Here is a 19,133-nt window from a genome sequence, read left to right on the forward strand (position 1 = left end):
CATCACGCCTGCGGCTCCTGCACCGGGCCATGGCCATGACGCAGCGCACGCTGTTCGCGGCGCTGGCGCAGGCGGTCGGAGAAGCGCTCCATGTACAGGTAGATCACCGGCGTGGTGTACAGCGTCACCAGCTGCGACAGCAGCAGGCCGCCGACGATGGCGATACCCAGCGGGCGGCGCAGTTCCGAGCCGATGCCGGTGCCCAGCGCCAGCGGCAATGCACCCAGCATCGCGGCAGCGGTGGTCATCATGATCGGGCGGAAGCGCAGCAGGCACGCGCGACGGATCGCCTCGTGCGCGTTGGCGCCGGTGCGCCGGGCTTCGATCGCGAAGTCGACCATCATGATGCCGTTTTTCTTCACGATGCCGATGAGCAGCACGATGCCGACGATGCCGTCCACCGACAACGGCAGCCCGCACACCATCAGCGCCAGCAGGGCGCCGACGCCGGCCGGGGGCAGGGTGGAGATGATGGTGAAGGGATGGATGTAACTCTCATACAGCACGCCCAGCACGATGTAGATCAGCACCAGCGAGGCCAGCAGCAGCCACACCACATCGGTCTGGCTGCCGGTGAACTCGGCGGCCTTGCCGATGAACTGCGCATGCACCTGCGAGGGCATGTCCAGGCCGGCCTTGGTCTCTTCAATCGCCTTGACCGCATCGGACAAGGAATAGCCCGGCGCGATGTTGAACGACACCGTGACCGCCGGCAGCTGCTGCTGGTGGCTGACCACCAGCGGGGTGCTGGTGACCTTGCCCTCGGCCAGCGCCGCCAGCGGAATGATGTTGCCGGCGCCGACCGGAATGCCGGTGTTCTGCGCGCCGATACCGGTGGCGGTGGACGAGTTGGACGAGGTGACCTGGCCGAAGTTGGTGGCATTGCTGCCGGTCAGCGCGCCCGCGCCATTGGAGGCTACCGCCAGCTGGTTCATCAGCGCGGTGCTGGTGCGGAACTCCGGGGCCACTTCCAGCACTACGCGGTACTGGTTGAGCTCGGTGAAGATGGTCGAGATCTGGCGCTGGCCAAAGGCGTCGTACAGGGTGTCGTCGATGGTCTGCATCGGCACGCCGAGCACGCTGGCCTTGTCGCGGTCGATGGTCAGCTCGAGCGCGCGGCCCTGGTTGGACAGGTTGTTGTCCACGTCGGCCAGCTCCGGGCGCTGGCGCAGCGCCTCGGTCAGGCGCGTGGCCTGCAGCGCGACCTGCGCGCTGTCCACGTCCGATAGCGAGTACTGGTACTCGGTCGCGGCCACGCGGGTATCCAGGGTGACGTCCTGCACCGGCTTGAGGTACAGCGCCACCCCGGGAATGCCGGCCACGGCCTTCTGCAGGCGCGGCAGGATCTTGTCGAGCCCATCGCGGTCGCCGCGCTCCTTGAGCACGATCGACAGCTGGCCCTGGTTGAGCGTCGGGTTCATGGTCCCGGCGCCGATGAAGGCCGAGACACCGGTCACTGCCGGATCGCTGCGCAGCGCTTCGGCCACGGCCTTGGTGCGCTGCTCCATCTGCGGGAAGGCGATGTTCTGGTCGGCCTGCACCACACCGGTGATCAGGCCGGTGTCCTGCTCGGGCAGCAGGCCCTTGGGGATCACGATGTACAGCACCACGGTCAGCACCAGTGCGCCGGCGGCGACGGCCAGGGTCAGCGGCTGGTGATCCAGCACCCAGTCCAGGCTGCGCTCGTACAGGCCGACGGTGCGCGACCACACGGTGGTCTTGCCCGCTGCGGCGGCGCGCTCATGCGCGTCTTCGCCCTCGGGCAGCGCATCGGGCTTGAGCAGGTAGGCGCACATCATCGGGGTGAGCGTCAGCGAGATCAGCATCGACAGCGTCACCGCGATGCTCAGCACCCAGGCGAATTCGTGGAACAGGCGGCCGGTGACGCCGGGCATCAGCAGCAGCGGCAGGAACACCGCCACCAGCGAAATCGTCAGCGAGAGCACGGTGAAGCCGATCTGCTGCGCGCCGATCTCGGCCGCTTCCGGCCCGCTCTTGCCCTGTTCGATGTAACGCACGATGTTCTCGATCATCACGATCGCATCGTCGACCACGAAGCCGGTGGCCACCACCAGCGCCATCAGCGAGAGGTTGTCCAGCGACATCCCGGCGAACGCCATCACACCGAAGGTGCCGGCCAGTGACAGCGGCACCGCCACCGAGGGAATGATGGTCGCCCACAGGCGGCGCAGGAACACGAAGATCACCGCGACCACCAGGCCGATGGTCAGGATCAGGGTGAACTGCACTTCATGTACCGAGGCGCGGATGGTCTCGGTGCGGTCGTTGAAGATGTCCAGATGCACGTCGGCCGGCAGCACGTTCTGCAGCTGCGGCAGCAACGCGCGGATGCGCTCGACGGTCTGCACGATGTTCGCGCCCGGCTGGCGCCGCACTTCCAGCAGCACCGCCGGCTTGCCATCGGCCCACGCGGCCAGCTGGTCGTTCTCCACGCCGTCGATCACGTTGGCCACATCGGACAGGCGCACCGGGCGGCCGTTCTTGTAGCTGATGATGGTGTCGCGATACTCGGCGGCACTGGTCAGCTGGTCGTTGGTGCCGATCGAGTAGGACTGGGTCTTGCCGTTGAGCGAGCCCTTTGGCGCGTTGACGTTGGCCTGGGTGAGCGAACTGCGCAGCTCTTCCAGGGTCAAGCCCATGTTGGACAGCTGCGCCGGGTTGACCTGGATGCGCACGGCCGGGCGCACGTTGCCGGCGATGGAGACCAGGCCCACGCCCTGCACCTGCGACAGGCGCTGGGCGAGGATGGAGTCGGCGTAGTTGTTGACGTCGCGCAGCGGGCGCGTGTCGGAGGTGAGCTTGAGGGTGACGATCGCCGCGTCGGCCGGGTTCACCCGGTTGTAGACCGGCTGGTAGGGCAGCGAGGAGGGCAGGGTGGCCTGGCGGATCGCGGCCTGCACATCCTGCGCGGCGATGTCGATGTCGCGGTCCATCGAGAACTGCAGGATGATCGTGGACAGCCCTGCCGACGAATCGGAGGTCATGATCTCCAGCCCGGAAATCTGCCCGAACTGGCGCTCCAGCGGCGTGGTCACCAGCGAGGCCATGGTGACCGCATTGGCACCGGGATACTGGGTGGTCACCACCAGGCTGGGCGCATCGATCTCGGGCAGCGCCGACACCGGCAGCTGGCGGTAGCCGAGGATGCCGAGCAGCAGCAGGCCCGCCATCAGCAGCGAGGTGGCGATCGGGCGGCGGATGAAAATCGTCGAAAAGCCCACGGGCGGGTCCTTGCTGGTGCGTCGTGCTGCGTTGGATCAGGCGAACGCCGGCGCGTGGGCCGGCGTCAGGAACGTAGGGCAGGCGCGATCAGCGCGGACCGCCACCGCGGCGTCCACCACCACCCTGCTGCTGGGCGGCCTTGAGTTCGGCTTCGGTCGGTGCGGCCGGGGTTTCGCCCGGCTTGAGCGCGGTCACCTTCGCACCCGGCTTGAGCCGGAACTGGCCTTCGCTCACGACACGCTCGCCGCCTTTCAGGCCCTCGGTGATCTGCACCTGGCTGTCGCCGACTTCCACGCCGCTCTTCACCGTCTGCATGGCCACGGTGCTGTCCGGCTTGACGATGTAGACGTATTCGCCGTCCGGCCCGCGCATCACGGCCTGGGTCGGGATCACCACGCCGCCGGCGATGGTGCGCAGCTGCATGCGGACATTGACGAACTGGCCCGGCCACAGCGAGTTGTCTTCGTTGTCGAACAGGGCGCGCGCGCGGAAGGTGCCGCTGTCGCTGCTGATCTGGTTGTCCACCACATCCAGCTTTCCGCCGTCGGTAAGGACGTGCGCGTCGTTGCGGTCCAGTGCGGCGATGTCTACCGGGCCGGCGGCCTGGGCCTGGCGCACGGCCGGCAGCTGGCGCTCGGGCAGGTTGAACACGACATGGATCGGATGAATCTGGGTCAGCGTCACCAACGCCGTGCCGGCGCTGACAATGTTGCCGGCGTCGACCGCGCGGATACCGGCGATGCCGGAGATCGGGGCGGTCACGCGGGTGTACTGCAGCTGCACCTGGGCGGCGCGCATGCTGGCCTCGTTGGCGGCCACGGCACTTTCGAACTGGGCCACCTGGTTGCGCTGGGTATCCAGGTCGGTCTTGGCCACGTACTGGCGATATTCGGCCGAATTGGAGCGCTGGTAGTTGGAGCGGGCGGTGGCGAGCTGGGCCTGGTTCTGGCGCTTGGCGGCCGCAGCTTCGTCGTAACTGGCCTGCAGGGTGCGCGGATCGATCTGTGCGAGCAGGTCGCCCTTCTTCACTTCCTGGCCCTCCTTGAAGTTCAGGCTGATCAGCTGGCCACCGACCTGCGGGCTGACGGTAACGGTATTCATCGCCGCGACCGTGCCAAGCGCGCTGGCATACACCGGCACGTCCTGGCGGACTGCATCGATCACCGTGACCGGCACCGGGCCGGCATTGGCCGGGTCACCGCCCTGGCGCCCTTCGGCTGCCGGACCGCCTGCATCCCCCTTCTTGCCGCCCATCAGGCGCATTCCGACCACGGCAACCACCAGCACTGCGACCACCAGCAGCACGATCTTCCAGAAACGCGACATTCAATAACTCCTGAGGGGGCTGGCGGAGGGCGGGGGGCCCGGTTGGCTAGGCGCAAAGCATACTCGTCGCCCGTGGCCTTTCATGCATGACGGATGGGACGGGCGATCAGACCGGATGTGACGGGTGAGGTTCCCTCCATGAACGTTTGCCGGGGCAGAAAGTTACAGCGCGTCCGGCCCCGATGCCCTACATTCAGGTTCGACCGCCGTTCTGACCCGTGGAGACCTTCAATGCCCCGTCTGTCGCTGTTGATGTCCGCCCTGCTGCTGGCCGCCCCCGGTCTGGCCGCCGCCGCCCCCGCCGAACGCCCGGAAGTGGCCGCCGCTGCGACCCGCCTCAAGGCCCAGGTGATCGACTGGCGCCGTGACTTCCACCAGCACCCGGAGCTGTCCAACCGCGAAGAACGCACCTCGGCCAAGGTGGCCGAACGCCTGCGCGCGATGGGCCTGAAGCCGCAGACCGGCATCGCCCACCACGGCGTGGTGGCCATCATCAAGGGCGGCAAGCCCGGCCCCCGGATCGCCCTGCGCGCGGACATGGACGCACTGCCGGTGACCGAACAGACCGGCCTGCCGTTCGCCTCCAAGGCCACCAGCACCTACCGCGGCGAGACCGTCGGGGTGATGCACGCCTGCGGTCACGACGCCCACACCGCCACCCTGCTGGGCGTGGCCGATGCGCTGGTGAAGATGCGCGCGAACCTGCCCGGCGAGGTCATGCTGATCTTCCAGCCCGCCGAGGAAGGCGCGCCGCCGCCGGAAGAGGGCGGGGCGGCGCTGATGCTCAAGGAAGGGCTGTTCAAGGACTTCAAGCCCGAGGCCGTGTTCGGCCTGCATGTGTTCTCCAGCGTGCCGGCCGGCCAGATCGCGGTGCGTGGCGGCCCGCTGATGGCAGCGTCGGATCGGTTCGGGATCAAGGTGATCGGCCGCCAGACCCACGGCTCGGCGCCGTGGAACGGGGTAGACCCGATCGTGGCCACCGCCGACCTGGTCGGCACCGCGCAGACCATCGTCAGCCGCCGCGCCAACCTCTCCAAGCAGCCGGCGGTGGTGACCTTCGGCGCGATCAAGGGCGGCATCCGTTACAACATCATTCCCGATGAAGTGGAGATGGTCGGCACCATCCGCACCTTCGACGAGGGCATGCGCCAGCAGATCTTCGCCGACCTGCGCAACGTGGCCGAGCACACCGCGGCCGCGCACGGGGCCAAGGCCGAAACCGAGATCTATGAGTCCGAGGGCAACCCGGCCACGGTCAACGATCCGGCACTGACCGCGCGCATGCTGCCGAGCCTGCAGGCCGTGGTGGGCGAGGGCAATGTGTATGAGCCGCCGCTGCAGATGGGCGCCGAGGACTTCTCGCTGTACGCCCAGCAGGTACCGGGGATGTTCTTCTTCGTGGGCTCCACCAGCGAGGGGATCGATCCGGCGACCGCGCCGGCCAACCACTCGCCGAAGTTCCTGCTCGATGAGAAGGCGCTGGATGTGGGCCTGCGCGCGTTGCTGCAGGTGAGCCTGGATTACCTCAACGGGACGCCGGCTGCGGCGCCTGGCGCAGGCTGACGTCAGACGACGGCTGGTAGACGGTAGGTCCCGGCCGCTGGCCGGGGCGAAAACCGGCACGGGCGGGAGGGTTCCGATCCTCCCTCCGACTGGGGATGCAAATTGCCCCGTCGCCGTGTCCGTTCGTTTTCGATGCCGGACGCCGCGCGCCTACCGGCGTAAAATGGCGGCATGAATACCCCCCAGGACTCCAGCCTCGGTCGCGAGGTGGCTTACCCGTCGCAGTACGATCCCGGCCTGCTCTTCCCCATCCCGCGCCGTGGCGCCCGCGAGGAGATCGGCCTGGACGAGGCGGCGTTGCCGTTTGTCGGCCATGACCGTTGGCAGGCCTATGAATTGAGCTGGCTGGATGGTCGCGGCAAACCGCGCGTGGCCGTGGCCACGGTCAGCGTGCCGTGCACCTCGCCGAACCTGATCGAATCCAAGTCGTTCAAGCTGTATCTCAACTCGCTCAACAGCACGCGTTTCGATGATGACGCGGCCGCGCGGCTGTGCATCACCCGCGATCTGTCGGCGTGTGCCGGGGCGGTGGTGACGGTGGTGCTCGGGGTGCCGCCGCTGGTGGAAGAGCCCGAGGGCGAGTCGCTGGACGAGCGCGAGGTGACCATTGAGCGCTACGGCCCGCCGGCCCCGGAGTTCCTGTTCGCCGATGCCGATGAGGTGGTCACCGAAACGTTGAGTTCGGCCCTGCTCAAGTCCAACTGCCCGGTCACCGGCCAGCCGGACTGGGCCAGCGTCAGCGTGCGTTACCACGGCCCGAAGATCGACCGCGACGGCCTGCTGAAATACCTGATCAGCTACCGCGAACACGCCGAGTTCCACGAGCAGTGCGTGGAGCGGATCTTCAGCGAAATCACCCAGCGCTGCGCACCGCAGTGGCTGGAAGTGGAAGCGCGCTACACCCGCCGCGGCGGCCTGGACATCAACCCGTGGCGGGCCAGCCCGGGCATCGAACTGCCGGCCCGCACCGTCCGCGACCTGCGCCAGTAGAGCGACCCCACGGGTCGCTGCCCTGGAACCCGGCACCACGCGCAGCCACCCATGGGGTGGCTCTACCCCCGGGCAACGTGGCCGCCGGTAGCCGTTCCGCACGTCTTCACACCCACGCCATGCCCCATTAACAAGGGCTGTGACACCGTGCCTCCCATGTCGTCAATCAAGACGGGAGTGTATGGATGAGTACCGATAAGAAAGTCGACTTTTCCGGTGTCAGCGCCAGCGTTGATACCACCGCGCAGAAAGTCGATCAGGTCGATTTCTCGGGCGTGACCTCCTCGGTGGATACCACCGCGGAAAAGGTCGGGGGCACCTACACGGTGCAGAAGGGCGATTCGCTCTCCAAGATCGCCAAGCAGGAACTGGGCGATGCCAATGCGTGGAAGCGCATCTTCGAGGCCAACCGCGATGTACTGGACGACCCGGACAAGATCCAACCGGGCCAGACCCTGAAACTGCCGCCCAAAGCCTGATCCGCTGTACTGCCCATCACCTACAAGGGAGCAACCTCACATGAAGAAGTCGTCCATCAGTACTGCCGTCCTCGCCGCGCTTCTGGCCACCGTGGCCTTGGCTGGCTGCAAGAAGAAAGAAGACACCGCTGACAACAACGCCCAGCCCGCCGCGATGACGCCGGCCGCGCCGGCGCCGATGACCGAAGCCGCGCCGCAGCCGATGACCGCGGCAGCAGGGGTGAACGTTTCGGCCGTTACCGTTGGCAAGACCGCCGCAGCCGACAAGACCGTCACCTCGGTCGCGCTGTTCGCGCCGAAGGACGACATCATCGTGTCGATCCGCACCGATGGCAGCGCCAACAACGCCAACGTGGCGGCCAAGCTGACCTTCCAGAATGGTCAGGTGGCCGGTGAGCAGAACCAGGTGGTCAATACCACCGGTGCCGAAACCACCAATATCTCGTTCAAGAATGCCAATGGCTGGCCGGCGGGCAAGTACCGCGCGGAAGTCATGGTAGATGGTAAGGCGGCCGGATCGCCGCAGGAGTTTGAGGTCAAGTAAGCCTAGACGCCGACTCTCTCCCGGCAACAGGCTCACGATGGACGCAGCCGCGAGGCTGCGTCTTTTTTATGGCTTTATTTCATCGGCGTGGCGGGCAGAAGTGCGCTTCATGCCATTCCAGGCGCGGCAGCCTGTATGGGTCTAGCGCTGGGCCGCAGGCGCCTCAAGGAAGGGCATGGTTTCCCGCTCTGGTGAGATCGCCCGATCCGTACTGTGCGTGGATTGCACGAGTCGTATCGTCGCAGAATGGGGGTATCGCGCGGCGCCGGAATTCCAAGGGAGAGGCAATGGACAAGAAGAGGATGTGGCGTTTCTTTGCGCCTGTTGTTGCGCTTTTACCCGGATACGCATATGGACAGGAAGCAACGCTGTGGGCCTACAGTTGCGATCACTTCCTCCATGGCGCCTGCCTGCGTGTCCCCACTGGGATGTCGATCAGCTACGAATCACCTGCGGATTTCGGGATTCATGAAGTTTTGAAGGATCAACGGAGCGTGCTGTTGGTCTATGAAGGCGACGCACCGCAAGCGCCCAGTCCGGGATCCTCTATCGATCTGAAACTAACCCTTCCTGGCTATCAGCTTTCCGGCTACAGAACAGCCGAGGGCGATTCGACCCGATACGACATCTTCGTTACGCCTGACCGATCCGGTGCCATGCCGCTGCATCTGATCGGCACGGCGACCGGCGCCTCACAGCGCAAGGATCTGGCAGCGGCAGTTGGCGGCTTCCGGGTATGTAGTTTCAAGCGCAACCACAGCAACCAGACGCTCACGTGTCCCCGCCAAAGTGTGTGGGGAAAGCCACTCGCGGAATGGGTGGACGACCCCCCGCAGGCCGCAGCCGCTTCCAAGTGAGCGGCTCCGCACCCCGAAAGCGGCTGGGCCGCTGGCTGGCACCGATGCACCACAGCGTTCCAGTACGTTTGCGTATGGGGTAGCTTTGCTCCGGGGGGCTGAAAACGCGACAATGCAGGGGTTTCCCGCCGTGCGCGCCGTTGGTTGGCGCGGTCCCCGGGGAAAGTGCGGGCCAGGCTGTGCGAGGCCCTGCACGCGACACGGTTGCACGCGGCCCGGCATTGCCGTCGGCCATCATTCACGAGATCTGCAAGAGAGCCCTGATCCCCCATGTCGAACACGCCCAAGATTCTCTACACGCTCACCGATGAAGCCCCGTTCCTGGCCACGCAGTCGCTGCTGCCGATCGTCGAGGCCTACACCGCCACCGCCGGCATTGCCGTGGAAACCCGCGACATTTCGCTGTCCGGCCGCATCCTGGCCCTGTTCCCGGATTACCTGAAAGACGACCAGAAAGAAGCCGATCACCTGGCCGAACTGGGCCAGCTGGCGACCACCCCGGACGCGAACATCATCAAGCTGCCCAACATCAGCGCCTCGGTGCCGCAGCTGAAGGCCGCGATCAAGGAACTGCAGGACCAGGGCTTCGCACTGCCGAACTACCCGGACGTGCCGACCGACGACGTCTCGCGCGACATCAAGGCGCGCTACGACAAGGTCAAGGGCAGCGCGGTGAACCCGGTGCTGCGCGAAGGCAACTCCGATCGCCGCGCGCCGCTGTCGGTCAAGAACTACGCCCGCAAGCACCCGCATCGCATGGGCAAGTGGTCCAAGGACTGCAAGTCGCATGTCGCGCACATGGATGGCGGTGACTTCTACGGCAGCGAAAAGTCGGCGACGCTGGCCACTGCCGGCAGCCTGAAGATCGAACTGTTCAAGGCCGACGGCAGCAGCGTCGTGCTCAAGGAAAAGACCGCAGTCAAGGCCGGTGAGATCGTCGACGCCGCCGTGATGAGCCGCAATGCGCTGGCCTCGTTCGTGCAGGCGCAGATCGCCGATGCGAAGGCCAAGGGCGTGCTGTTCTCGCTGCACCTCAAGGCCACCATGATGAAGGTCTCCGACCCGATCATGTTCGGTGTGGTCGTCGAAGAGTTCTACAAGGACGTGCTGGCCAAGCATGCCGAGGTGCTCAAGCAGGCCGGGTTCGATCCGAACAACGGTATCGGCGATCTGTTCGCGCGCCTGCCGCAGCTGCCCGAAGCGACCCAGGAAGCGATCAAGGCCGACCTGGCCGCCGAGTACGGCAAGCGCCCGGGCCTGGCCATGGTCAATTCGGACAAGGGCATCACCAACCTGCACGTGCCGAGCGACGTGATCGTCGATGCCTCGATGCCGGCGATGATCCGCGACTCCGGCGGCATGTGGAATGCCGATGGCAAGCTGCAGGACACCAAGGCCGTCATCCCCGACCGTTGCTATGCCGGTGTGTACCAGGCCGTGATCGACGACTGCCGCACCCACGGTGCGTTCGACCCGGCCACCATGGGCTCGGTGCCGAACGTCGGCCTGATGGCACAGAAGGCCGAGGAATACGGCTCGCACGACAAGACCTTCCAGATCCCGGCCGACGGCACCGTGCGCGTCTCCGATGAGGCAGGCGCCGTGGTGTTCGAGCACGCCGTGCAGACCGGCGACATCTGGCGCATGTGCCAGACCAAGGACGCCCCGATCCAGGATTGGGTAAAGCTGGCCGTGAACCGCGCCCGCCTGAGCGGCACCCCGGCGGTGTTCTGGCTCGATGCAGCCCGCGCGCACGATGCGCAGGTGATCGCCAAGGTCGAGACCTACCTGAAGGACCACGACACCAACGGCCTGGACATCCGCATCCTGGCCCCGGTGGAAGCGACCGCCTTCTCGCTGGACCGCATCCGCAAGGGTGAGGACACCATCTCGGTGACCGGCAACGTGCTGCGCGACTACCTGACCGACCTGTTCCCGATCATGGAGCTGGGCACCAGCGCCAAGATGCTCTCCATCGTGCCGCTGATGGCCGGTGGCGGCCTGTTCGAGACCGGTGCCGGTGGTTCGGCGCCCAAGCACGTTCAGCAGTTCGTGGAAGAGGACTACCTGCGCTGGGATTCGCTGGGCGAGTTCCTCGCGCTGGCGGCCTCGCTGGAGCACCTGGGCAACCGTTACGACAACGCCGGTGCGACCGTGCTGGCCAAGACGCTGGACCAGGCCAACGGCCAGTTCCTGGACAACGACAAGTCGCCGTCACGCAAGCTCGGTGGCATCGACAACCGCGGCAGCCACTTCTACATCGCGCTGTACTGGGCCCAGGCCCTGGCCGCGCAGGACGACGATGCCGCGCTGAAGGCCCGTTTCGCTCCGCTGGCCAAGGCCCTGGCCGACAACGAGCAGGCCATCGTCGGCGAGCTGGCCGCGGTGCAGGGCAAGCCGGTCGATATCGGCGGTTACTACCGTCCGGACGTGGCCAAGGCCAGCGCCGCGATGCGTCCGAGCACCACCTTCAACAGCGCGCTGTCTGCGCTGTAACGAAGCGGTCCCGCCCCAGCGGTGATCGATGAAGAACCCGCGCTTCGGCGCGGGTTTTTTTGTGGGCGATTGGTTCTGATCGGGCGGCGGGTCACTGGCGGCGGGGACGGCGGCCCAGCTGGGCCGAAAGGTGGGCGATCTCAGCATTCAGCGCAGTCTGCTGCTCTGCGGCCATCAAACGCAGGAGCACGGTGGCATCTGTCTCCATGCAGGCACCCGTGCTGAAGCACAGCACATCCATCAATTCACTCCCCACCCCGCAGGCAAGTCCACGTTCGCAGGCGGTAATCTGCCACGCCAATCCAGTGATGAGCGGATCTCCATCCGCGGCGCCCGTCGCAGCGGTTGCTTGAGCAAGAGACCCCAGGTACGCCATTGCCGTCACGTCGTCGGCCGCAATGACCTGTTCCATCAACTGGACATACTCCGCCGGCGTGAGAGGTGCCGTAGCTGTCTGGCGAAGACGCAACCACAGCTGTGAAGCAAGATCACCCTGGCGCGCGGCCTGCTCCCTCCATGCCAGCATGGCCTCAAGTGGAATCACCTGACCGCCATCCACACCGCCACACTGCGCGAAAACACGTTCGCCGGTCAGGCGCATCTGCTGCCCTGCACCCGGATCCGGATGCAACCTGGCCGTGCTTTCGACGCCCTCGAGATAGGACGCACGCCGGAGGTTCACCAGAAAACACTTCTCGTACAGTTCGGCCAACCGGCGCTGCGCGTTGACGTCTCCGCGTTCGGCCGCAGCGCTGACGCCTTCGAACTCGTTGCGGGTGTCATCTTCGAAGCCGGCCGACAGCGGTCCAGACTCCAGCGCATGAGGGACCGGAGCGACAGCCTCCGCGGACAGTGCGGTTGTCGATGAAGGTCTAGTCATGGTCTGCGATACCCGTGGCCGGTCACGTTGGCCCGAATACACGGGCACCAATACTGCCGCCAGCAACACAGCGCCCACCCACACGGTCCTGCGACGGCCTGTCGTCATCACTTTCCCTGTTCGAAGGTTCATGGGGCGACTCTACCCCGGAAACCCGCATGCACCGGCGCCGGCTGGGCAAGCGCCCAGTGGCTGCCGTATGGTGGCAGCAGGTCCTGTGGAAGTGGATACATGCGCGGTCGCTGTTCCTGCCAGATCTTTCCATGCCCCGCCGGGGGCGCCACATGAGCGCAACGCCGGATGCGCTCGCGCACCTGATCCGCGATGGGTTCGAGGAGTACCACGCGCGCTTCGCGGCGATCAGCCGGCGTGCGCGGCAGCGCTTCGAACAGCGGGACTGGGCCAGTGCGCGGCAGGACGCCGTGGAGCGCATCGGGCTGTACGACCGGTGCATCGCCGAAACCGTGGATGCATTGCGCCGTGCAGCCGGTGAGCGGATCGGCGAGCGCGCGCTGTGGCTGCAGGTACGTGTCGCCTACGCCGCGCTGCTGGTCGGCTTGATCGATGCCGAGCTGTACAAGACCTTCTACAACACGCTGGCGCGCCGGCTGTTCGCCACCCGTGGCGTAGACGGGGCGATCGAGTTCATGGCGATGGATGTGGAGCCCTCCGACGCCATTACCCATCCGGTCGCGCGACACAGCTACACCTTGTCGCCCACGCGCCCGGCCGATGCCTTCATGCGCGTACTGGGGGACTACCGCTTCGATGTGCCGTACGCGCACCAGCTGCGCTGCGCCGCGGCGATCGCGGTGCGCCTGCAGGACGATCTGGCGCACTGGGGCGACTACCCGGTGCGCAGCATTGAACTGCTCGACACCGTGTTCTATCGCGAGCGTCGGGCCTATCTGGTGGGGCGCGTATTCGGTGAGCATCGCTTCTCGCCCTGCGTGATCGCGCTGGTCCATGACGAGCGCGGCCTGCGCGTGGATGCGGTGTTGACCCGGCGCCGTGATGTCGCGCATCTGTTCGGCGTCTCGCGCAGCTATTTCCAGGCCGATCTGGCCACGGTAGGCGATGCGGTGGTGTTCCTGCGCAGCCTGCTGCCGGGCAAGCCGGTCGATGAGATCTACACCGTGCTCGGGCGTGCCAAGCAGGGCAAGACCGAACGCTATCGCACCTTTTTCCGTCACTTCCAGGAACAGCCGGGCGAGCAGCTGGTGCATGCTGACGGCACGCCCGGCATGGTCATGGCGGTGTTCACCCTGCCCAGCTATCCGCTGGTGTTCAAGCTGATCCGGGACCGTTTCGCCTGGCCCAAGACCATGAGCCGGCACCAGGTCGAAGAGAAGTATGCGCTGGTATTCAACCTGGACCGTGTCGGCCGGCTGCTCGACGCGCAGCCCTATCGGCACCTGCGCTTCCCGCGGTCACGCTTCTCTTCGGCCCTGCGCGAGGAGCTGCTGACCCAGTGCGCCAGCAGTGTGCGCGAGGACGGCGACGAACTGGTGATCGCGCTGTGCTACGTGCAGCGGCGTTTCCGTCCGCTCAACCTGTACCTGCGTGAGCAGACCGCCGAGGCACGTCGCGTCGCCGCGCTTGATTACGCGCAGGCGATCACCGACATGGCGCGCAACAACATTTTTCCTGGCGATATGTTGCCGAAGAACTTTGGTGTGTCCCGCCACGGGCGCGCGGTGTTCTACGACTACGACGAGCTGTGCCTGGTCACCGAGTGCAACTTCCGTGCATGGCCGACGCCGCGCAATGAGGAGGAAGCGCTGGCTGGTGAACCCTGGTTCGACATCGGCCCGCGTGACGTGTTTCCGGAGCGGTTCTGGATGTTCATGGGGCTGCCGGCGCCCGAGCTGGCGGCCGTGCGCGAGCATTTCGGCCATCTGCTGGATCCCGTGTGGTGGCAACAGCTGCAGGCAGGTTTTGCCAGCGGTGATTTTCCGGACACGCCGCCGTATGCCGGCGCGCTGCGGCTGGCTTGATTGTCCACAGGAACGCCGCTGCGCTACGCTGTCAGGTATCCACAAGGAGATAGTGCGATGCGTTGTTCCCCTATTCTTGCCCTGGCACTGGCCTTCAGCGGCGTGGGCATGGTCGTGGTTCCCGATGCGGACGCACAGACCAAGCGCGAGGTGCGCGAGCAGGCCGAAGCCAGCATGGTGCTTACCGGCGAGATCGATATCGGTACCGAAGGCCAGGTCGAAGCGTTCCGTCTCGACAAGCCGGACCAGGTGGACGAGGGAATCGTCCGGTTCGTCGAACGTGCGGTGCACACCTGGCGCTTCGAGCCGGTGCGGCGCCAGGGCCGCGCCGTCAAGGCGCGTGCGCCGGCCAGCATCCGCCTGGGGGCAAAGAACAACCCGGATGGCACGGGCCAGGTCACCCTGCTGGCGGCGAGTTTCGACACGTACGACCCAACCGATACCAGCAGCGTGACCGGCAGGAAGATGTCGCGGCCGGCGTATCCGGAGGACGTGTTCAATGCAGGGGGACGCGGTGACGTGATCCTGCTGATCCAGGTCGGGCGCGATGGCAACGCCCTGGACGTGGCGACCGAGCAGGTCAACCTGCGTGTGATCGCCAATGAGGCGAACATGCGGAAGATGCGTGACAAGCTGTCGCGGGTAGCGATGGGTGCTGCGCGCAAATGGACGTTCAGGATTCCGACCACCGGCGAGTACAGGAATGAAGCCAGCTGGACCATCCGGGTGCCGGTACGCTTCTCCTTCGGAGACGACGCCGAGCGCTACGGTCGCTGGGATGCCTATATTCCCGGCCCGCGCCAGCAGGCGCCGTGGCGCAGGGACATGGACATGGCGGCCGATGGCAAGGCCGATATGCTGCCGTCCGGCGGGGTGTTCATGGCCGATGCCGCCGGCAAGGGGCCGACCCTGTTGACGCCGCTGGGTGGCTGACCCTGCATGCCGGCCCCAGTGGGTAGGCTGTCGGTACCGATGACGATGAATGGCACAAGGAGAAACAACGCGATGGACATCATCAAGGCAATCGCCGTGGCACTGGTGCTGGCAGCAGCGCCAGCGCACGCGGCCAAGCCGTCGGCCGATGTGCCGGTGGAAATGGGGATGCGGGTCGAGGGCACCCTCGCCATTGGCGACGACGGCCGCATCACTGCGCTGGAGATCGACAAGCAGGACCTGCTTCCGGAGGCAGTGGCCACGCTGGTGCGTGACACCGTGAAGAACTGGGAATTCGAGCCGAATGTGCGTGACGGCGCCCCGGTACCGATGGATGCGCGGATGACCGTACGTGTCGTCGCCCAGCCGGGTGCGAACGATACCTTCAACGTGCGGCTGATCAGTGCACATTTCGATGGCGCCCGGAAGGATGCCTCGGGACGGGAAATCAAATCCAGGGTGCGTACGCCACCCCCGCGCTACCCCGCCGACGTGTTCCGCGTGGGTGGGCAGGGCACCGTGTACCTCGCCCTGAAGGTTGACCGGGAAGGGCGTGTGGTCGACCAGGTTGCCGAGCAGGTGAATCTGAGAAGCACGGGGACGGCAGCCCAGATGGATCTCATCCGCAGTCGCCTGAGCAAGGCATCGCTGGACGCCGCGCGCAAGTGGCGCTTTCCGCTGAGCGCGGAGGACGCCAGCCTGGAGGCGCCGTTCCGCACCTACCGCGTGCCGGTCAGTTTCGCGATCAACACCGCCATGCCTGACGACCTGGCGCAGTGGCGCGCTTACATTCCAGGACCACGCAACGCCATCCCGTGGTCCACACGCCCGGAGAGCGCCGGCTTCTCGCCGGATCTGCTGACCGACGGCTCGGCTACGTTGGCCGGCGACCCCAACGCGCCGCGCCTGCGCACCCCGCTGGGCAGCTGAGCCTGACACGGGCCGCGGCGCATTGCGCCCGCGACCCCGGTGTCAACTGGTGCCCGTGCCTTCAGGCTGCGGGTACACCACGGTGCGGTTGCGGCCCTGTTCCTTGGCCATGTACAGGGCCTTGTCGGCCAGCCGCAGCGCCTGCTGCGGATCATCGTGATAGGTCGGGTAGTGGGCCACGCCCAGCGACACGGTGACCGTGCCGACCTGCTCGAACACTTCGGCTGCCACCTGGATGCGCAGGCGCTCGGCCACCTGCGCGGCATGGAGGGCATCGATGCCCGGCAACAGGATCAGGAACTCCTCACCGCCGTTGCGGCAGAGCAGATCGGTGTCGCGTGAGCCATCGCGCATCAATTGCGCGATGCGCAGGATCACGGCGTCACCGACCGCATGACCGAAGCGGTCGTTGATGCTTTTGAAGCGGTCGATGTCCAGCGCGATGATCCCGAATGGCTGGCCGCGTGCCTGCCAGTCTTCCAGCCCCTGCTGCAGGCCGCGCCGGTTCTGCAGGCCGGTAAGGGGATCGGTCATGCTGGCGCGGTTGAGCTTGCCGATGCGGTCCTGCAGCAGGTTGAAGCTGTACAGCAGGGCGGCTTTGAGCTGGGCGACCTCGTAGTACCAGGCCCGGATACCGGTGACGTGGCGGAGCGCGATGCCGGTGTCGCGGTTCTGCACGTTGCGCGCCAGCTGCCATAGCGGCAGCGAGATGCGCCGCGCGAACCACCAGGTGATCAGCAGCGACAGGATGCCCAGCGGAATCGCATTCCAGATCACCGCCGACATCAGCTTGGACAGTGAGGCCAGCGTGGCGGTGGTCGGCCGCTGGGCCACCACGCCCCAGCCAACGCTCGGCACCGGCGCGTACCCGGCCAGCATCTGCACGCCGTGACTGTTGCGTACCTGCTGCGCGCCGGAGTGGCCTCGGGTCACCGCCTGCACGGCCGGGTTCTCCAGCGCGAACTGGCCGACCCGGTCCTGTTCGATGTGGTACAGGATGCGACCGTTGCGGTCGACGACGTACAGGTAGGACCCATCGCGGTAATAGTGCTTGCCCAGCAGCGATTGCAGGATGCTGCGCTGGCGCAGGTAGATCGTGCCGCTGACATAGCCCTGGTACCTCCCCTGCGCGGAGAAGATCGGATGCGAAATCGCCACCACCAGGCGCCCGGTCGCGGCCTGGTAGGGGTCGCTGATGAAGGGGACCCGGCGCTCCAGGGCATCGCGGTTGCCGGCGCTCTTGAGCAGCACGCCCTGCAGGGCCAGGCTCTGTGGGGAGGTCGCCAGCACGGTACCGCCGGCATCCACTATCAGCACCGAGTTGAAGCTGTTGGTCTGCAGCTGCAGGCGTGCGGCTTCTGCTTCCAGTTCGCTGCGATCATGCACACGCTGGCCGAGCAGGGTGGCGCTGTAGGCCACCTGCTGCTGCGCTGACAGAACGAAGTTCTGGGTCGACTCCGCCAGCTTGCTGGCATACACACGGTTGGCTTCCAGCGTATTGCCGATCAGCTGCTCGCGCTGCACGCGGTAGCTGGCATGCAGGGTATTGGCCAGCGCGATGAGCGCGCTGAGCAGGGCCAGGGCAAGGATCAACTTGCCCAGGTTCAGACGGGTGGACAACGGACGCATGCGGTTCACGGGCGGCAGGGTGCAGCACCAACCGGAACATGCGGATGGAACGGCAGCAGCGAAACAGTCAGGAGCGCACGACCCCGCCCCCGGGCGGTCAACAACTCGTTGGGCGGCGATTATTGCGGATTACACCCCCACGTGGGTGAAGTCGGCGCCGCCGTGGTGGCCCGTTCAGCGCTCCAGGCGCTTGCGCAGCACGCCGCGCAGATGATCGGCGCCGGCCTGGTCGAGTGGCCCGAGCACGCCGCGCACCGTTTCGGGAATATGCGCGGCGGTGTGGTCATCGGCCTCGAAGACATAGTGCTGGAACATCGCCTGCCAATGCGCACGCTGTGCCGGTGGCAGATCGCGTATGGCCAGCAGCGATAGCATCAGTGCGTTCATCGGCGCATCCCGCCACGCCGGCACAGGCCGCCACCAGTAATTGACCAGTACATTGAACGCCTCCAGCCCCTCCATGTGGTGCCACCACAACGAGGGGATGAACACCGCATCGCCGGGGCCGAGTTCGGCCACCTGTGCGTGGGCCAGCGCCTCGCTGAAGCGCGGGAAGCGTGCCAGGTCCGGTGCGGCGAAGTCGACCAGGCTGACGGCCTGCCCGGCCGGCGTGAAGTCCAGTGGCCCGATATACAGATTGCCCACCTGCGCCGGCGGGAACAGGGTGACCCGGCGGCGGCCGGCGGCCACGCAGGCCAGGTTGTCCGGCACGTCCTGGTGCGCGGCGATACGCGAGCGGTTGCCGATCCAGATACTGGCCAGCGGATCGTCCACGCCGAGCGCAAGTGCATTGGCCCGGCGGAAGCCGGGCAGGAAACTGTCCAGCGTGGTCGAGGCGACGTAGATCGAGGGTGGCGTCGGCGCGGTGGCGTACTTGAGCAGGGTGTCGAGCACGACCTTCAACGGAATCTGCTCGCGGCGGAAATTGAAGCCGCTCATGTCGGCGTTGTAGAACACACGCCCCTTGGCCTCCGGCGGCGCCGTGGTGGCGGTGACCGGCATCGTGCCGTGGTCGAACTGTTTGAGATGGGCGACCGCCGCCTGTGCGGACTGCGTCGCCGCGCTGACCAGCGGCCACTGCGCCACCAGCCCGCGGATCACTTTCGGTGTCGTCCAGCCGGGCAACTGCGCGTGCAGCTGCGCCGGATCCAGATCATGCAGTTCCTCGATCGGGCCGGGCATGGCAGACATCGGCGTCCTGATGGCAGAGGCGGGTGGCGCCCACGGTAGCGCGGGGGTGGCGGAAGCGAAAGGCCGCGGGGTGAG

At 66.4% G+C, this 19,133-nt stretch carries 14 protein-coding genes; 9 read left to right on the forward strand and 5 right to left on the reverse strand.

The genetic code is table 11. The annotated features are described in order from the left end of the window. Positions 1 to 2: 2 nt before the first annotated feature. Together ABE483_RS08490 and ABE483_RS08495 are read right to left on the reverse strand one after the other, a co-directional pair. Positions 3 to 3,242 (reverse strand): efflux RND transporter permease subunit, encoded by a 3,240-nt coding sequence (locus ABE483_RS08490; protein ID WP_346481502.1) that lies wholly within the window; start codon positions 3,240 to 3,242, stop codon positions 3 to 5. 88 nt (positions 3,243 to 3,330) lie between these two features. After that, positions 3,331 to 4,569, reverse strand: coding sequence for an efflux RND transporter periplasmic adaptor subunit (locus ABE483_RS08495; protein WP_121040573.1), 1,239 nt, complete (start codon positions 4,567 to 4,569; stop codon positions 3,331 to 3,333). A 231-nt stretch (positions 4,570 to 4,800) separates the two neighbouring features. Here ABE483_RS08495 and ABE483_RS08500 point away from each other — a divergent pair, with 231 nt between their 5' ends. The 6 genes from ABE483_RS08500 (at position 4,801) to ABE483_RS08525 (ending at position 11,498) form a co-directional block, all read left to right on the forward strand. Further along, positions 4,801 to 6,132: a M20 family metallopeptidase gene (locus tag ABE483_RS08500; RefSeq protein WP_176987984.1), complete on the forward strand. Its 1,332-nt coding sequence runs from the start codon at positions 4,801 to 4,803 to the stop codon at positions 6,130 to 6,132. 171 nt (positions 6,133 to 6,303) lie between these two features. After that, the gene (queF, locus tag ABE483_RS08505; protein WP_313211343.1) at positions 6,304 to 7,122 is read left to right on the forward strand and encodes an NADPH-dependent 7-cyano-7-deazaguanine reductase QueF; all 819 of its coding nucleotides are present in this window, start codon (positions 6,304 to 6,306) and stop codon (positions 7,120 to 7,122) included. Positions 7,123 to 7,307: 185 nt separating this feature from the next. After that, positions 7,308 to 7,601 carry a LysM peptidoglycan-binding domain-containing protein gene (locus ABE483_RS08510; protein ID WP_121040566.1) on the forward strand — a complete coding sequence of 98 codons (294 nt, stop codon included), beginning with the start codon at positions 7,308 to 7,310 and terminating at the stop codon, positions 7,599 to 7,601. 40 nt (positions 7,602 to 7,641) lie between these two features. Continuing rightward, the gene (locus ABE483_RS08515; protein WP_121040564.1) at positions 7,642 to 8,145 is read left to right on the forward strand and encodes a hypothetical protein; all 504 of its coding nucleotides are present in this window, start codon (positions 7,642 to 7,644) and stop codon (positions 8,143 to 8,145) included. A gap of 287 nt (positions 8,146 to 8,432) precedes the next feature. Continuing rightward, complete coding sequence (locus ABE483_RS08520) at positions 8,433 to 9,002, forward strand: hypothetical protein (protein WP_346481503.1); 570 nt, start codon at positions 8,433 to 8,435, stop codon at positions 9,000 to 9,002. Between the two features lie 270 nt (positions 9,003 to 9,272). Next, positions 9,273 to 11,498 (forward strand): NADP-dependent isocitrate dehydrogenase, encoded by a 2,226-nt coding sequence (locus ABE483_RS08525; RefSeq protein ID WP_346465879.1) that lies wholly within the window; start codon positions 9,273 to 9,275, stop codon positions 11,496 to 11,498. A 91-nt stretch (positions 11,499 to 11,589) separates the two neighbouring features. On the opposite strand, the gene ABE483_RS08530 is transcribed toward ABE483_RS08525, so the two are convergent. Then, entirely contained in the window at positions 11,590 to 12,510 is a 921-nt protein-coding gene (locus ABE483_RS08530; RefSeq protein WP_346481504.1) for a hypothetical protein, read from the reverse strand. A 152-nt stretch (positions 12,511 to 12,662) separates the two neighbouring features. On the opposite strand from ABE483_RS08530, the gene aceK reads away from it, so the two are divergent. The 3 genes from aceK (at position 12,663) to ABE483_RS08545 (ending at position 16,238) form a co-directional block, all read left to right on the forward strand. Further along, positions 12,663 to 14,375 (forward strand): bifunctional isocitrate dehydrogenase kinase/phosphatase, encoded by a 1,713-nt coding sequence (aceK, locus tag ABE483_RS08535; protein WP_346481505.1) that lies wholly within the window; start codon positions 12,663 to 12,665, stop codon positions 14,373 to 14,375. A 57-nt stretch (positions 14,376 to 14,432) separates the two neighbouring features. Further along, positions 14,433 to 15,308 (forward strand): energy transducer TonB, encoded by an 876-nt coding sequence (locus ABE483_RS08540; RefSeq protein ID WP_313211340.1) that lies wholly within the window; start codon positions 14,433 to 14,435, stop codon positions 15,306 to 15,308. 72 nt (positions 15,309 to 15,380) lie between these two features. Then, a complete protein-coding gene (locus ABE483_RS08545) occupies positions 15,381 to 16,238 on the forward strand; it encodes a protein tonB (RefSeq protein WP_346481506.1) in 858 nt (285 codons plus the stop codon). 42 nt (positions 16,239 to 16,280) lie between these two features. On the opposite strand, the gene ABE483_RS08550 is transcribed toward ABE483_RS08545, so the two are convergent. Continuing rightward, positions 16,281 to 17,867 (reverse strand): sensor domain-containing diguanylate cyclase, encoded by a 1,587-nt coding sequence (locus ABE483_RS08550; RefSeq protein WP_346481560.1) that lies wholly within the window; start codon positions 17,865 to 17,867, stop codon positions 16,281 to 16,283. A 174-nt stretch (positions 17,868 to 18,041) separates the two neighbouring features. Next, on the reverse strand, positions 18,042 to 19,058 hold the full coding sequence (locus ABE483_RS08555) for a cupin-like domain-containing protein (protein ID WP_313211337.1): 1,017 nt from the start codon (positions 19,056 to 19,058) through the stop codon (positions 18,042 to 18,044). Positions 19,059 to 19,133 lie beyond the last annotated feature (75 nt).

The organism is Stenotrophomonas sp. TWI602 (assembly GCF_039674045.1).
Classification (GTDB): Bacteria; Pseudomonadota; Gammaproteobacteria; order Xanthomonadales; family Xanthomonadaceae; genus Stenotrophomonas.

Bases quoted from the DNA above. Each gene is read 5' to 3' on its own strand.
- ABE483_RS08495 (WP_121040573.1), bottom strand. From the start codon at position 4,569: ATGTCGCGTTTCTGGAAGATCGTGCTGCTGGTGGTCGCAGTGCTGGTG.
- ABE483_RS08500 (WP_176987984.1), top strand. From the start codon at position 4,801: ATGCCCCGTCTGTCGCTGTTGATGTCCGCCCTGCTGCTGGCCGCCCCC.
- queF (WP_313211343.1), top strand. From the start codon at position 6,304: ATGAATACCCCCCAGGACTCCAGCCTCGGTCGCGAGGTGGCTTACCCG.
- ABE483_RS08510 (WP_121040566.1), top strand. From the start codon at position 7,308: ATGAGTACCGATAAGAAAGTCGACTTTTCCGGTGTCAGCGCCAGCGTT.
- ABE483_RS08515 (WP_121040564.1), top strand. From the start codon at position 7,642: ATGAAGAAGTCGTCCATCAGTACTGCCGTCCTCGCCGCGCTTCTGGCC.
- ABE483_RS08520 (WP_346481503.1), top strand. From the start codon at position 8,433: ATGGACAAGAAGAGGATGTGGCGTTTCTTTGCGCCTGTTGTTGCGCTT.
- ABE483_RS08525 (WP_346465879.1), top strand. From the start codon at position 9,273: ATGTCGAACACGCCCAAGATTCTCTACACGCTCACCGATGAAGCCCCG.
- ABE483_RS08530 (WP_346481504.1), bottom strand. From the start codon at position 12,510: ATGAACCTTCGAACAGGGAAAGTGATGACGACAGGCCGTCGCAGGACC.
- aceK (WP_346481505.1), top strand. From the start codon at position 12,663: ATGAGCGCAACGCCGGATGCGCTCGCGCACCTGATCCGCGATGGGTTC.
- ABE483_RS08540 (WP_313211340.1), top strand. From the start codon at position 14,433: ATGCGTTGTTCCCCTATTCTTGCCCTGGCACTGGCCTTCAGCGGCGTG.
- ABE483_RS08545 (WP_346481506.1), top strand. From the start codon at position 15,381: ATGGACATCATCAAGGCAATCGCCGTGGCACTGGTGCTGGCAGCAGCG.
- ABE483_RS08550 (WP_346481560.1), bottom strand. From the start codon at position 17,867: ATGCGTCCGTTGTCCACCCGTCTGAACCTGGGCAAGTTGATCCTTGCC.
- ABE483_RS08555 (WP_313211337.1), bottom strand. From the start codon at position 19,058: ATGTCTGCCATGCCCGGCCCGATCGAGGAACTGCATGATCTGGATCCG.